The following is a 13,461-nucleotide window of genomic DNA, read 5'->3' on the forward strand; positions in this document are numbered from 1 at the left end:
ACATCTCTTATACCACGCAAAAATAGCGTGGAACTGAAGTGCAAAAAATGATTATGATCAGTTATTGAAAAAAAGGGATATTTTAAGGATTAGCCTATTTTTTTAAGGGCTTCAACGTCCAGTAATTTGATATTACGGCCTTCAATTTCCAGCAGCCCCTCTTTCTTAAAATCTGAAAGGGTCCTTATAAGAGTTTCAGAAGCCATCCCTGCCACACTGGCCAGGTCACTCCTGGAGATCCTTATGCTTTGGGTAGGATGCCTGCGAATCTTTTGGGAGAACAACAAGATGGTTCGTGCCGTTTTTTTACGCACAGAGCCATAGGCCATTTCTAAAAGTTGTTCTTTAATGCCGGTGATATTTTCTCCCATGGCATCTATAAGATCAAAGGCTATTTTATTATTTTGAGAAAGGATCTCTTTTAACTCCTCCTTGGAAACCGCATACACCCGGGTATCTTCCATAGCAGTGGCGTGCTCCTGGTAGGAATCAAGTTTCCCAAAGGAAGTATTTCCAAAAAAATCGCCTTCTTTATATAAAGAGGTGATCAATTCCTTGCCATATTGATCCATTTTATGGCTTTTTACCACACCGCGGTCTACAAAGAAAAAGAAAAGCCCTTGTTTCCCTTCTTCATAAATGGTTTCTCCTGCCTTATAAGTTTGTAGCTCATAATTCTTTACCAGCTCTCTAAGATCGTTAAGACTGTTAAGCTGGGGTTTTTCGTTCTTATTTTCCTCATTGGTTTTGATCTTCTTTAGGATCGCAACCTTGGCAAGCCGGCTTTCAATAGCGCTTATCAACTCTTCTTCCTCAAATGGCTTAGTGAGATAATCATCTGCACCCAGGTCCATCCCTCTTCTTATATCTTTATGTTCTGTTTTTGCTGAAAGAAAGATGAATGGAATATGGTTGGTAGCTTCATCTTTGGATAGGGATTCCAGTACCCCGTAGCCGTCCATTTCAGGCATCATGATATCACACACAATGATATCTGGTAATTCCTGGCGTGCAAGTTCAACTCCAATCCTGCCATTTGATGCGGTCACAACATTATACTCTGCCAGTTCCAGAAGCTCTGCGGTGTTCTCACGTACAACGATATCATCTTCTATGAATAAGATCTTTTTCATTCTGTTCGGTTTTCTTTAGCCTTGTTCTTTAAATGAATTTAAAGCCAAAAATAAATAATTTTATGATTTAACTATTTTCCCTTAGTATGGGTAATTCTACAATAAATTTTGTTCCTACGTTTTCCCGGCTTGTAAAATTAATAGAACCACCCAGGTTTTCCAGGTGTACCTTGGCTATGTTGAGACCTATCCCGGTTCCCTGATTGAGCAGTGCATTCTCTGCCCTGAAGTATCTTTCAAAAATATGCTTCTGGTCCTTCTCGGGTATACCCATGCCCTCATCTGTCACAATAAAGATAATCATCTCTCCCTGTATCTTTATTTCAAATTTTATGAGGGTATTTTCAGGAGAGTATTTTATTGCATTACCCAATAAATTGGATAAAACCAATTCGAGAATCTTTTCATCCTGGTGTAAAGTTATATTTTCAATATTGGTGGGATATTCGATCTCCTGCCCGCTTTTTAAGGTCACATTGGCATTATATACAACCTCGTTAACAAGTTTACTAAGATTAAAGGTGTTGAACTTATAATTTACCTTTCCAGATTCCAGGCGTTCAATAGAGAGAAAATCATTAAGAATGTTATCAAGGTAGTGGACCTTGTTCTTAATAGTGTTAAGGTGTTTTTCCCTTTTATCCTGTTGTTCTTCGAGTTTATATTTCCCGGCCAGCATCACAGAAGTTAGTATGCCGCTTAAAGGAGTCTTGAATTCGTGGGACACCAGAGAAAGAAACTTTGTTTTTAATTCGTTGAGTTCCTTTTCTTTTTGTAAAGCCACTTTAATGCGATTCTCTGCCTCTTTTCTTTTTGTGATCTCCTGTTCCAGGCTAAGGTTTAAATTTTGGAGTTTCTCAACACTTTCCTCAAGTTCCCTGGTGCGAACCTTGATCTTACCTTCCAGTTCACTGTTGAGTTCCTTTATTTGACGCTGTGTTTCCTTTCGAATGGTAATATCAATTATGAGCGACATTACATATCTTTTTCCATCGACTTCAAAGGGATTCAGGCCTGCTTCCACAGGAAATTGCTCCCCATTCTTCTTAACACCAAAAAGATCCCTGCCGTGTCCCATCTGGCGTTTTTCACTGTCATCAAGAAAACCTTTGAAGTGTTGCGGGTGACTGGACCTATACCTGCTGGGAATTAAAATGTTCAAAGGCTGGTCCTGGAGTTCTTCCTTGCTATATCCAAACATATGAGCCGCAGCGGTATTGCTGGCAACAATTATTTGTTTTTCATCCACGACAATTATGCCCTCTGATGCTGCTTCGAAAAGGACATTAAAAAGGTTTTCATTTTTTTCAAACATTCAATAAAGCTATAAGGAAAGTATTAACCGTACAAATCTACAATGGCTAATTTACAAAAACAATCAACAACTCTAAGAGGCGGTGGAGTGAATGGAAAAAAAGCTTGTTCCCGTGGCTTCAAATAAAATTAATTTAAAGAGAATTAGGAGTAAAAAAAAGAGCCCCTATAGAGCTCTTATATGTTTTTGGAAACAAAAGTATTTATATTAAGCAGCAACAACTGTGTTGTAATTGTTAAGCAATGCCTGGTAGAAATGAAGGCTTTCCTTGTCATTCTTTAAGCAGGCCTGTAAAAAATTATTAAGATCAAGACATTCAAAGGTAATAGCAGTATAATTACTATTTGACATAGGTAACTTAAGGTCAATTGTCTTAGCAAGGTAATTGATCTTTATATCCCTGGCATCAAAATACTTTTCCAAAATGGCACAGTGCAGGTTCTCAAACTTTTGTTTTTCCTGTTCCTGATTGTCGATGCTATAGGAAATTAAATTTTTTAAGTCGTCTATAATTAATTCGGGGGTAAAGTTACTCATGGTCAATCTCATTTACATTATTATTCTACTCGTTTTATTTCGCTATGCTAAGATACATGCGAGTGTGTTAATAAAAACATAAGGAGAGGGGGATTAATAGTAAATTAACTTTGGTAAACAAAAATTAGGATTCTGTTAAGATGGGAAATGGTGAATTGTGAGGGGGGAATTAATAAGCCGGTAGCGGTCGTCCAGTAATGCGGCATTAACAAAGACAGTTTCCTTTATTTTTACAATCCCGTATTCATGATGTATATGACCAAAAATATGGTATGAAGGTTTGACTTCCTTTAATCGGGAAGTTAATTGTTCACATCCCAGATGTTTTTTATTATCCAGCTGGTCCAGAATGCCATATGGGGGAGTGTGGGTAATTAACAGTTCTACATCTTCAGGGATTAGATCCCAGCATTCTCTCATTTCCCTTCCCCGGGGTTTGGTAAAAGCCCAGTTAGAATCTCCAGGGGTAAAGGGGGAGCCCCAGAATTTCACATTATTGATAACCAATCCTGTATTTATAAGGCAGTGAATTCCCGCAGGGATTATTTTATCAAGGGAAGTCAGATGTTTTTCAAGATAAAAATCGTGGTTTCCCGGGACCAACAGTTTATGTTTATGCGGCAGGGAGGCGAACCATTCAAGAAACTCCTGGGTTTCCTTTTTTGTGCCGGCTTCTGAAAAATCTCCGGCATGAATGATCACATCGCCGGGAGGAACTATTATGTCTTCTTGCTTGTTATGAGTATCGGCTATGCAAATGACCTTCATATGAACTCAATTTAAATTAAAAATCCGGTAATCTTAGTCACCGGATAATAATTTGGAGCAGTAAAGCTGCAATTAATTTTTCCTAACGGAAATCCTGTTCCTGTTCACCAGAAATATAATCTTTGTCTGATGGTAATAACTTACTCGTCAACCTGGTGACAAGAAAAGCTATGATCCCGGCAGAAAAAGCAAAAAACAGGAATTTTACCAGTAAACTGTCTGATAGGACAATACTGTAAATGGCAAGGAAGATCTCCAGTGCAAGAATTGCTATTTTTAAGCCGAATTTAAATAACATAACAGGTTTATAAGTGGTAAAGATATATTGAATAGTGCACAAATTTCATAATGCCTTACAAATTGACGATAATTTAACTTATGCTGATTCTCAAAGGTTCAGCGAACGTTAAAAGGTCTTAAACCTTCTCCATATAACAGTGGTGTATCGTAAATTATGCCAGAAATTGAAATCACTTGAAAAAAATAAAAATAATTTTAATAAGCCTGGGAATTCTGGTGCTCCTTATAATTCTTGGAGTTCTATTTGGTAACTGGTACCTCAAAAAAGAAATAAGAGCTGAACTTGACAAAAATGAGTATTCAGAAAATTTTAGTTACGAAGACCTTTCAGTTAATCTCCTCACTCAAAACGCTTCCCTGAGCCGTCCTGTATGGGAAAGCGAAAAATTTCTCTTTGAGGCTGAAGACATTCAGCTAAAGAATTTTAATATATGGAACTATCTTTCCAATGATATTATCGAGGTGGATGAGCTTTTCCTTCTTAACCCAGGAATTGTCTTATATGATAATATTGAAGAAGAAGAAGAGTCGAATGGAAAAGAAATGCAGGAGGACATTAGGATAGGTAAACTCACAATCGTCAAAGGGAGGCTGGAGATGAAGGATAACCCGGAAGCAGATAATGAACTTTATCTCTCCATCTTATCTTTGAAGCTTGCCGGGATCCAGATCAATAGATCGACCACTCAATCAAAGATACCTTTTGAACATGAAGAATTGAGGTTGGAGGCAGATTCTCTTTTTTACGACCTCAATAGTGAGCACAGCCTGGGAATTAAGAATATCCTCCTTGATGATGGCCAATTGCGCCTTGAAGATCTTAACATACGCCCTAAATATTCTAAAGCAGACCATGACCGGGCCATACCATATGAAAAGGACCGGGCCAGTGTTAGTATTAATTCGGTCATATTCAAACAACCAGAATGGGAACATAAAAATGACAGTCTTTATATTTCCAGTCCCGGGGTGGAAATAAGTGGCGCCGATGCTCAAATCTATAGGAATAAGCTCCTGCCAGACGATCCACGGGTCAAGCCTATGTATAGCGAAATGATACGGGAGCTGGGGATAAAAGTTAAACTTGACTCCGTTAACATTCGTGAATCTAATATCGTTTATGAAGAAAGGACCCGGGAAGAAAATCCTGCCGGCGCAATAAATTTTGGGAATGTCGAAGCTACTATAAAGAATATAGTGAACGTTAATATGGACTCAGATGATTTTCCTCTCACTTCTATTGAAGCCCGTGCAAACTTTATGGGCCAATCCAGGGTTACGCTCAATTGGGAATTTGATATAAGAAACCTCCAGGATGAATTTCAAATAAACGGGAGTTTTGCAGGTATTGATGCTGAAGAAATAAATCCCTTTATGAGGCCAGTGATGAATGTAGAGACCGAAGGTCATATTGAATCATTGTTCTACAATTTCTATGGGAATAGACATGAGGCCAGCGGAGACATGAAACTTTCTTACAGGGATTTTAAAATTTCGCTGCTAAAGGATGGAGAAAAAGAGGAGAAATCATTTCTCTCTGGCCTGGTAAATCTTATCCTTAAAAATGATGTGGTAAATGAAGATGTTTCCCAGGAGGATATTAATGTTGAAAGAGATAAGACAAAATCTGTCTGGAATTTCTTTTGGTTATTAATTAGAGAAGGTTCTATAAAGACCTTTTTGTAAGCAGGTCATATCTTAAAAGTAACTACAGGCTGCTGTGCGTGGTTTACAAGGTCTTCGCTAATGCTACCATTAAAGAAATGGGCTATGCCTTTTCTTCCATGGGTGCTTATTCCAATAAGTCCTGCGTCAATGCTCCTGGCGAAATTAAGTATCCCATTCTCCACGGTTACATCATTGTAAATATTCAGGGTGTAATCCTTGTCATCCTCACCTTCAACAAAATCATCTAAGCATTGTTGTGCATCATTATGTGTCATGAAATTGTTGGCTGTATTTATGTAAACAAGGTGCAGGCGGGCACCAAGTTTGCCTGCAAAGCGTTTTGCCTGTTGCAGGGTGTGTTTGTTCTCAAGATCACAATCTGTGGCAAAAACAAAATCTTTTATATCAAATATCTCGTGATCATTTTTAATGACCAGCACAGGAATAGTGGAGTTCCTTACTACTTTCTCTGTATTAGAGCCAATGAACATCTCCTTAAAACCGGTAGCTCCGTGGGATCCCATAACGATAAGGTCACAGTTGTGCTTTTCGCTTATTTCCATAATACCGTCAAAAGCCTGGTGGAACTCAACTGTTTCGGTTAATTTAATGTCCTTTAAATAAGGTTCCTGTCTTATTTCGCCAAAACGCTTTTTTGCAAGTTTCATAAAGTAAAGAGCTTCAGGCAGATTTTGGCTTCCACCTCCACCAACTCCACTTCCGCTTGCGGCGGCGCCTCCAACCAAATGCATTGGCAACTCGAGCATGTGCAGCAAAAAAATCTCGCCATCATATTTCCTGGCAAGTTGGGCAGCTACTTTTAAGGCATATTCTGCCTGCTCAGAAAAATCGGTAGGAACCAGGATCTTTTTCATATGTAGATATTTTTTGTTTTCAAAGCTCATATGCAATTTGCATATCTCCACATTTCTCTGTTCATATTTGCCCGTATGCTCATTCCTTAATAACTTCTTGGAATTGATTGCTTTATTAAATTTACGAATAAAATTTCATTCTCCTGCCGGTTTTAAATTTGGGAAAATTTTGTTATCTTTGCAGCGTTGAAACGAAAAAAATACAGCGAGGGGACAGAAAGTCCCCTCTTTTTATAAAATATATGTTGCAGGAGCGAGTAGAGAATTTGCTGAAGGAAGCCTTTGAAGAGAATGATTCCTTATTTTTAATTTCCCTTAATATCAGTGATCAAAATCATATCCTTGTAGTGATAGACGGGGATGAAGGAGTGGCTGTAAACGATTGTATAGCGGTAAGCCGCAAGATCGAGAATGACCTGGACCGGGATGAACTGGATTTTTCCCTGGAGGTGACATCGGCAGGAGTATCAGAGCCATTAAAATTCCCACGACAATTCAGGAAAAATATTGGTAGAAAACTTGAAGTCCGGACAAATTCCAATAAATTTGAAGGAAATTTAATTGCTGTAGATGAGGAGGGTATCACCCTTCAATGGCAGGCAAGAGAGCCCAAGCCCGTTGGCAAAGGGAAAGTAACTGTAGATAAAGAAGCAAAAATAGCTTTTCAGGATATTGAAAAGGCTGTGGTTGTAATAACATTTTAATAATTTATTGATATGGAAAATATCGCCTTGATTGAGTCTTTTTCTGAATTTAAAGACGACAAATTAATAGATCGGGTTACCTTAATGGCGATCTTAGAGGATGTGTTTAGAAGCGCTTTGAAAAAGAAGTATGGGGAAGATGATAATTTTGACATCATTGTAAACCCTGATAAAGGGGATCTTGAGATTTGGAGAAACAGGGTTGTTGTGGCAGATGGGGAAGTGGAAGATCCAAACCAGGAGATATCACTTAGTGAAGCAAGAAAGATCGAGCCAGATTTTGAAGTGGGTGAAGATGTATCTGAAGAAGTGAAATTGATCGATCTTGGAAGGCGTTCCATACTTGCCTTAAGGCAAAACCTTATCGCAAAGATACATGAACACGATAATACTAATATCTACAAGCACTTCAAGGATCTTGAAGGAGAGATATATACAGCAGAGGTTCATCACATACGTCACCGCGCAATCATACTTCTTGATGATGAAGGGAATGAGATCATCCTGCCAAAAGACAGGCAAATCCCTTCAGATTTTTTCAGGAAAGGTGAGAACGTGAGAGGGATCATAGAGAGTGTGGAGCTTAAAGGAAGCAAACCTCAAATACTTATGTCCCGTACCTCCCCAATTTTCCTGGAAAAATTATTTGAACAGGAAATCCCGGAGGTTTTTGACGGCCTTATTACTGTGAAGAAAGTTGTGCGCATCCCGGGTGAAAAAGCCAAGGTGGCTGTAGATTCTTATGATGACAGGATAGATCCTGTAGGGGCTTGTGTGGGGATGAAAGGGTCAAGGATACACAGTATTGTGCGGGAATTGGGCAATGAGAACATTGATGTTATCAATTATACCAATAATGATCAATTATTTATTACCCGTGCCTTGAGCCCGGCAAAGATCGTTTCGATCAAGCTGGATGAAGAAAATAAGCGGGCAGAGGTAATGCTTAAGCCTGAAGAGGTTTCCAAGGCTATTGGACGTGGAGGGCACAACATACGCCTTGCCGGCCAGCTTACGGGATATGAGATAGATGTCTTTAGAGACGGTGGAGAAGAAGATGTAGAGCTTAGGGAATTTGCAGATGAGATCGAGGATTGGGTAATTGCAGAGTTTGCTAAAATAGGATTGGATACCGCCAAGAGTATTTTGGAACAGGATGTGGATGACCTTGTGCGTCGTACAGATCTTGAGGAGGAAACAATACGTGATGTGATACAGGTATTGCGTGAAGAATTTGAAGAATAAAATTTGTTTATTTATTTAAACAGGAATAATAATTTAAGAGGTAATTTAGAGGCAATTTATGGCTGAAGCAAAAACAATGCGATTAAACAAGGTACTACGTGAATTCAATATTTCACTAGATCGTGCTGTGGAATTTTTAAATTCTCAAGGTCACGATATTGAAGCGCGTCCTACCACAAAAATTTCTGAAGAGGTTTACCAGGTGCTTTTTGATGAATTTCAAACAGATAAAAGCAAAAAGGTGGCTTCCAAGGAAGTTGGAGAGGAGAAGCGTAAGGAGAAGGAGGAGTTACGTATGGCCCGTGAGAGGGAGTTGGAAGACAAGAAGAAAGCAGAGCAGAAGCAGCAGGATGTCATAAGTGCCAGAACAAAACTTGAAGGCCCTAAGCAGGTTGGTAAGATAGACCTGGATAAGAAGCCTGAAGAAAAACCTGCAGAGGTTGAGCAGCCAAAAGAAACTCCAAAAGCTGAGGCGCCTAAGGAGCCGGTAGAGGCTAAGAAAGAAGAGGAACCAAAAACTCCTGAAGCTCCAAAAGAGGAGAAGCCGGCCGCTGAAGAAAAGCCAAAGAAAGAAGAAGTAAAAGAAACTGAAGCTCCTGAAGAGAAACCTGAAGCTCCTGCAGCACAGGAAGAATCCAAACCCGCTGCTGAAGGTGAAAAGCCTGCCGGGGAAGAGGGTGAAGGGGATACCATTCGTACGAAATATACCAAACTTAACGGGCCTAACTTTACAGGAGAGAAAATAGACCTTTCCCAGTTTAAGAAGCCGGTTAAGAAGAAGGATGAGAAAAAAGCTGCAGACGATAAGGAGAAGGATAAGCGCAAAAAGCGTCGTCGCAGAATAAGTAAAGATGTAAAAGGAGGAACTGCTGCGCCGGGTGCTGCAGGAGGAGCCTTTAAAGGTGGTAAAGGAGGTAAGAAGCCTGCGCGACCTGCTATGGCAAAAGAAGAGCCAAGCGAGGAAGAAGTACAAAAACAAATACGTGAAACCCTTGAAAAACTTCAGGGGAAAGGAAGTAAAGGAAAAGGTGCCAAGTACCGTAGGGATAAAAGGGACCAGCACCGTCAACGATCTGAAGATGATCTTGCACAGCAGGAAACAGACAGCAAGATCCTTAAGGTAACAGAATTTGTTACCGTAAGTGAGGTTGCAACGATGATGGATGTGCCGGTTACCAAAATTATCTCTGCCTGTATGTCCCTTGGGATGATGGTGACGATGAACCAGCGTCTAGATGCTGAAACCCTTTCTATAGTTGCTGAAGAATTCGACTACGAAGTTGAATTTGTATCTGCAGATATTGAGGAGGTAACCGATACTGAGGAGGAGAATCCAGAAGATCTTAAGCCAAGGGCTCCTATTGTTACCGTAATGGGACACGTTGACCACGGTAAGACATCCTTACTGGATTATATTCGTAAAGAAAATGTGATCGCCGGTGAAAGTGGTGGTATCACGCAGCATATTGGAGCGTACGGGGTTGAGCTGGAAAACGGTCAAAAGATCGCATTCCTTGATACACCGGGTCACGAGGCGTTTACCGCGATGAGAGCCAGGGGTGCCCAGGTTACAGATATCGCGATCATCGTGATCGCGGCAGATGATGATGTGATGCCGCAAACAAAAGAAGCTATTTCTCACGCACAGGCTGCGGGAGTGCCAATAGTTTTCGCTATCAACAAATCTGATCTTCCAACGGCAAATCCAGAAAAGATCAAAGAAAAACTGGCAGGAATGAACCTGTTGGTTGAAGACTGGGGAGGAAAGATCCAGTCACACGATATATCTGCAAAAACAGGTTTAGGTGTGAAGGAGTTGCTTGAAAAAGTACTTCTTGAAGCCGAGATCCTGGAATTGCAGGCCAACCCTAACAAACCTGCAAAAGGTACGGTAGTAGAGGCATTCCTTGATAAAGGAAGAGGGTATGTATCCACTATCCTCGTACAGGAAGGTTCCCTTAAAATTGGTGATTACGTCCTTGCAGGAAGACACAGTGGTAAGGTAAAGGCAATGCAGGATGAGCGAGGAAAAGACGTGGCAGTCGCAGGACCTGCGACCCCTGTTTCCATACTTGGACTTGATGGTGCCCCACAAGCGGGTGATAAGTTCAAGGTAATGCTGGATGAACGCGAAGCAAAGGATATCGCTGCCAGGCGTACACAGCTGCAAAGAGAACAATCTGTAAGAACACAACGTCACATTACTCTTGATGAGATTGGAAGACGTATTGCACTTGGAGACTTTAAGGAGATCAACATTATCCTTAAAGGAGATGTGGATGGATCTGTAGAAGCATTGACAGATAGTTTCCAGAAATTATCTACAGAGGAGATACAGGTGAATATCATACATAAAGGTGTAGGTCCAATTACAGAGAGCGATGTGTTGCTGGCTTCAGCATCAGACGCTGTAATAATTGGATTTAACGTGAGACCTGCCGGTAATGCAAGACAGCTTGCAGATAAGGAAGAAATTGACGTAAGGCTATACTCTATTATCTATGATGCCATCAATGACCTTAGAGATGCGATGGAAGGTATGTTGTCGCCAGAGATGAAAGAAGAGATCACTGGTACTGCAGAGATACGTGAGACCTTCAAGATCTCCAAGATTGGAACTATTGCAGGTTGTATGGTGACCTCAGGTAAGATCTTCCGTAACAACGGTATAAGATTGATTCGCGATGGCGTGGTAGTATTTACAGGAGAACTTACTTCTCTTAAGCGTTTCAAAGATGACGTGAAGGAAGTTTCTAAAGGTTATGACTGTGGTATGCAAATTAAGAATTACAACGACATCAAAGAAGGCGATGTAATTGAAGGCTACCAGGAAGTTGCCGTGAAAAAGAAGATGAAGAAATAAGTAATATCTTATATATAAAAAAAGAGGCTGCACGATCGTGCAGCCTCTTTTTTTATATGCTTTAAAGCCTATCCCCGTTGTGGTTTGGGAATGAAGGCGGCAGGATAGTCCTGTTTGATCTTCAGGAGTGCTCTGTCTGCCTCCAGCCTGTTCCTAAAGTTTCCTACCCATACTTTATAATTGGGGGTTTCATAAATGATCTGGGAAGGCCACGTGTTATATTGGGTTCGAAATTTTCTTATGACATCACTGGCAGTTTGGTTGTCGCCATAGTATAATTGTATCTGGTAACGCTCTCCCAGTTTGCCGTCTTTGGTCAATCGTGTCTTTTCTTCCAGTAATTCAGGGATCAATTCGTTTTGTTGTACATTCACGTTTGCTGTTTGGGCTTGTGTTGTATATTGGAAAGCAGCAGCTAAAACAAGTGTAAAAAAACTAATCCTGGTCTTTAATATTCTCATTTATAAAAGTTTTGGTAAAAGTAAAAACTATAACTCAAATAGGGTTGAATTTATTATTTAGAACAAATATAAATTATTGCTTAACATGAAGCTAACATTTTCAAAATCGACTTTAAGTGTTACTTTTGTCGCTGAATTTTAGGGGCGCGGTGTGTTTATTTTTAGTCCTATTATCGTGCCAAAAAAAGATGCTAATTCAACTTACAATATGAAAAAGGTGATATTCCGCCATTCAGCCGTTCGAATGCTTGTTCTAAGTGTTTCGTTGTTCTTCTCATTTAATACTCTCGTTTTAGCTCAAGATGCCGATATTCCGGGGGATCAGGCAGATCCTCAGGAGAATGTAGCCGGTCCTCAGGAAGGTAATGTAGAGGCTGCTACCGGTAGTGGTGATGCTGCTGCAGGTAAGAGTCTGTTTAACTCCCTTTGTGCTGCCTGTCATAAACTGGATGCCAATTCCATTGGGCCTCCGTTAAGGGGTATTACTGCAAAAAGGGATCAACAGTGGTTAAAAGAATGGATAAGGAACAGCCAGGCTTTAATTGCCTCCGGTGATGATGAGGCTGTGGCTATTTACAATGAGTACAACCAGGTGGCAATGCCTCCTTTCCCGCAATTAAGCGATGCAGATATTGATAATATCCTGGCTTATACCAGCGAGGAGAAGAAGGTGCCTGAGGCTAAACAGCCGGGTGCAGATGCTGCCGGTGCCGGTGGTGGAGCAGGTGGGGTTTCTACAGATATCGTTCTGGGGATCCTTGCATTCGTTCTATTAATGCTTCTGGTTATTCTTTACCTGGTGAATAAAACCCTGCGAAGGTTTGCGACAGCAAGTGGGGTAGAGTTGCCGGTAGGGCAAAAAAGAACTCCAATTTGGAGGTCATTTGTTCAAAATCAATTTTTAGTGCTTGTCACCTCAGTTATATTATTACTTGTTGCGGGTTACGCGATGTACGGGTATTTCATGCAGGTGGGAATTGACCAGGGTTATCAACCGGTGCAGCCAATCCATTTCTCTCATAAGATACATGCCGGTGATAACCAGATAGAGTGTAAATTCTGTCACTCTTCAGCAAGAGTTTCAAAAACTTCAGGAATTCCTTCGCTAAATGTATGTATGAACTGTCATAAATCTATAGGCGAGGTTGCGGAAGAAACAGCAACAGAGGAATACAGCAAGGATTTCTATGATAAGGAAATCCAGAAGCTTTATGCTGCTGTTGGTTGGGATCCTGCTGCCCAGGCTTACACAGGCGAACAGGAGCCGGTTAAGTGGGTGCGTATCCATAACCTGCCAGACTTTGCTTACTTTAACCACTCTCAACACGTTGAGGTTGGTGGTATAGCTTGTCAAACCTGTCACGGTCCTGTGCAGGAAATGGAAATTATGTACCAGGATGCACCCCTCACTATGGGCTGGTGTGTTAACTGTCACAGGGAGACCAATGTTAAAATGGAGGGTAATGAATATTATGAAAAAATTCATAGTGAGTTATCCCAAAAATACGGTGTTGAAGAACTTACTGTTGCCCAAATGGGTGGTATTGAGTGTATGAAGTGCCACTATTAATTAATTAAAGAAGTAATATCAT

General features: G+C 40.5%; 12 protein-coding genes. 5 read left to right on the forward strand and 7 right to left on the reverse strand.

Features of this window, described 5'->3' with window-relative positions; translation table 11 throughout:
• Nucleotides 1–89 precede the first annotated feature (89 nt).
• The 5 genes from FHG64_RS12175 to FHG64_RS12195 form a co-directional block, all read right to left on the reverse strand.
• Nucleotides 90–1,133: a response regulator gene (locus FHG64_RS12175; protein WP_139066658.1), complete on the reverse strand. Its 1,044-nt coding sequence runs from the start codon at nt 1,131–1,133 to the stop codon at nt 90–92.
• Nucleotides 1,134–1,200: 67 nt separating this feature from the next.
• On the reverse strand, nt 1,201–2,448 hold the full coding sequence (locus FHG64_RS12180) for a PAS domain-containing sensor histidine kinase (protein WP_139066659.1): 1,248 nt from the start codon (nt 2,446–2,448) through the stop codon (nt 1,201–1,203).
• Between the two features lie 207 nt (nt 2,449–2,655).
• Nucleotides 2,656–2,985 (reverse strand): hypothetical protein, encoded by a 330-nt coding sequence (locus FHG64_RS12185; RefSeq protein WP_139066660.1) that lies wholly within the window; start codon nt 2,983–2,985, stop codon nt 2,656–2,658.
• Between the two features lie 135 nt (nt 2,986–3,120).
• Nucleotides 3,121–3,753 (reverse strand): metallophosphatase domain-containing protein, encoded by a 633-nt coding sequence (locus tag FHG64_RS12190; RefSeq protein ID WP_139066661.1) that lies wholly within the window; start codon nt 3,751–3,753, stop codon nt 3,121–3,123.
• 82 nt (nt 3,754–3,835) lie between these two features.
• Nucleotides 3,836–4,051 carry a hypothetical protein gene (locus FHG64_RS12195; protein WP_139066662.1) on the reverse strand — a complete coding sequence of 72 codons (216 nt, stop codon included), beginning with the start codon at nt 4,049–4,051 and terminating at the stop codon, nt 3,836–3,838.
• A 176-nt stretch (nt 4,052–4,227) separates the two neighbouring features.
• On the opposite strand from FHG64_RS12195, the gene FHG64_RS12200 reads away from it, so the two are divergent.
• Nucleotides 4,228–5,739 (forward strand): hypothetical protein, encoded by a 1,512-nt coding sequence (locus FHG64_RS12200; protein WP_139066663.1) that lies wholly within the window; start codon nt 4,228–4,230, stop codon nt 5,737–5,739.
• A gap of 5 nt (nt 5,740–5,744) precedes the next feature.
• On the opposite strand, the gene FHG64_RS12205 is transcribed toward FHG64_RS12200, so the two are convergent.
• Nucleotides 5,745–6,596 (reverse strand): universal stress protein, encoded by an 852-nt coding sequence (locus FHG64_RS12205; RefSeq protein WP_139066664.1) that lies wholly within the window; start codon nt 6,594–6,596, stop codon nt 5,745–5,747.
• Between the two features lie 242 nt (nt 6,597–6,838).
• Here FHG64_RS12205 and rimP point away from each other — a divergent pair, with 242 nt between their 5' ends.
• From rimP to infB, 3 genes are read left to right on the forward strand one after another with little or no spacing between them, the layout of a single operon-like run.
• Nucleotides 6,839–7,300 carry a ribosome assembly cofactor RimP gene (gene rimP, locus FHG64_RS12210; RefSeq protein ID WP_139066665.1) on the forward strand — a complete coding sequence of 154 codons (462 nt, stop codon included), beginning with the start codon at nt 6,839–6,841 and terminating at the stop codon, nt 7,298–7,300.
• Between the two features lie 12 nt (nt 7,301–7,312).
• Nucleotides 7,313–8,545 (forward strand): transcription termination factor NusA, encoded by a 1,233-nt coding sequence (nusA, locus tag FHG64_RS12215; RefSeq protein ID WP_139066666.1) that lies wholly within the window; start codon nt 7,313–7,315, stop codon nt 8,543–8,545.
• Nucleotides 8,546–8,603: 58 nt separating this feature from the next.
• Complete coding sequence (infB, locus tag FHG64_RS12220) at nt 8,604–11,408, forward strand: translation initiation factor IF-2 (RefSeq protein ID WP_139066667.1); 2,805 nt, start codon at nt 8,604–8,606, stop codon at nt 11,406–11,408.
• 68 nt (nt 11,409–11,476) lie between these two features.
• On the opposite strand, the gene FHG64_RS12225 is transcribed toward infB, so the two are convergent.
• Entirely contained in the window at nt 11,477–11,869 is a 393-nt protein-coding gene (locus FHG64_RS12225) for an SPOR domain-containing protein (protein ID WP_139066668.1), read from the reverse strand.
• A gap of 208 nt (nt 11,870–12,077) precedes the next feature.
• On the opposite strand from FHG64_RS12225, the gene FHG64_RS12230 reads away from it, so the two are divergent.
• Nucleotides 12,078–13,439, forward strand: a complete 1,362-nt coding sequence (locus FHG64_RS12230; protein WP_139066669.1) for a c-type cytochrome — start codon at nt 12,078–12,080, stop codon at nt 13,437–13,439.
• The last annotated feature ends 22 nt before the right edge of the window (nt 13,440–13,461 follow it).

Origin of the sequence: Antarcticibacterium flavum (genome assembly GCF_006159205.1) — a bacterium.
Classification (GTDB): domain Bacteria; phylum Bacteroidota; class Bacteroidia; order Flavobacteriales; family Flavobacteriaceae; genus Gillisia; species Gillisia flava.

What these genes read in the sequence shown, in the direction of transcription:
- FHG64_RS12175 (WP_139066658.1), bottom strand. Translation starts at nt 1,133, where the DNA reads ATGAAAAAGATCTTATTCATAGAAGATGATATCGTTGTACGTGAGAAC.
- FHG64_RS12180 (WP_139066659.1), bottom strand. Translation starts at nt 2,448, where the DNA reads ATGTTTGAAAAAAATGAAAACCTTTTTAATGTCCTTTTCGAAGCAGCA.
- FHG64_RS12185 (WP_139066660.1), bottom strand. Translation starts at nt 2,985, where the DNA reads ATGAGTAACTTTACCCCCGAATTAATTATAGACGACTTAAAAAATTTA.
- FHG64_RS12190 (WP_139066661.1), bottom strand. Translation starts at nt 3,753, where the DNA reads ATGAAGGTCATTTGCATAGCCGATACTCATAACAAGCAAGAAGACATA.
- FHG64_RS12195 (WP_139066662.1), bottom strand. Translation starts at nt 4,051, where the DNA reads ATGTTATTTAAATTCGGCTTAAAAATAGCAATTCTTGCACTGGAGATC.
- FHG64_RS12205 (WP_139066664.1), bottom strand. Translation starts at nt 6,596, where the DNA reads ATGAAAAAGATCCTGGTTCCTACCGATTTTTCTGAGCAGGCAGAATAT.
- rimP (WP_139066665.1), top strand. Translation starts at nt 6,839, where the DNA reads ATGTTGCAGGAGCGAGTAGAGAATTTGCTGAAGGAAGCCTTTGAAGAG.
- nusA (WP_139066666.1), top strand. Translation starts at nt 7,313, where the DNA reads ATGGAAAATATCGCCTTGATTGAGTCTTTTTCTGAATTTAAAGACGAC.
- infB (WP_139066667.1), top strand. Translation starts at nt 8,604, where the DNA reads ATGGCTGAAGCAAAAACAATGCGATTAAACAAGGTACTACGTGAATTC.
- FHG64_RS12225 (WP_139066668.1), bottom strand. Translation starts at nt 11,869, where the DNA reads ATGAGAATATTAAAGACCAGGATTAGTTTTTTTACACTTGTTTTAGCT.
- FHG64_RS12230 (WP_139066669.1), top strand. Translation starts at nt 12,078, where the DNA reads ATGAAAAAGGTGATATTCCGCCATTCAGCCGTTCGAATGCTTGTTCTA.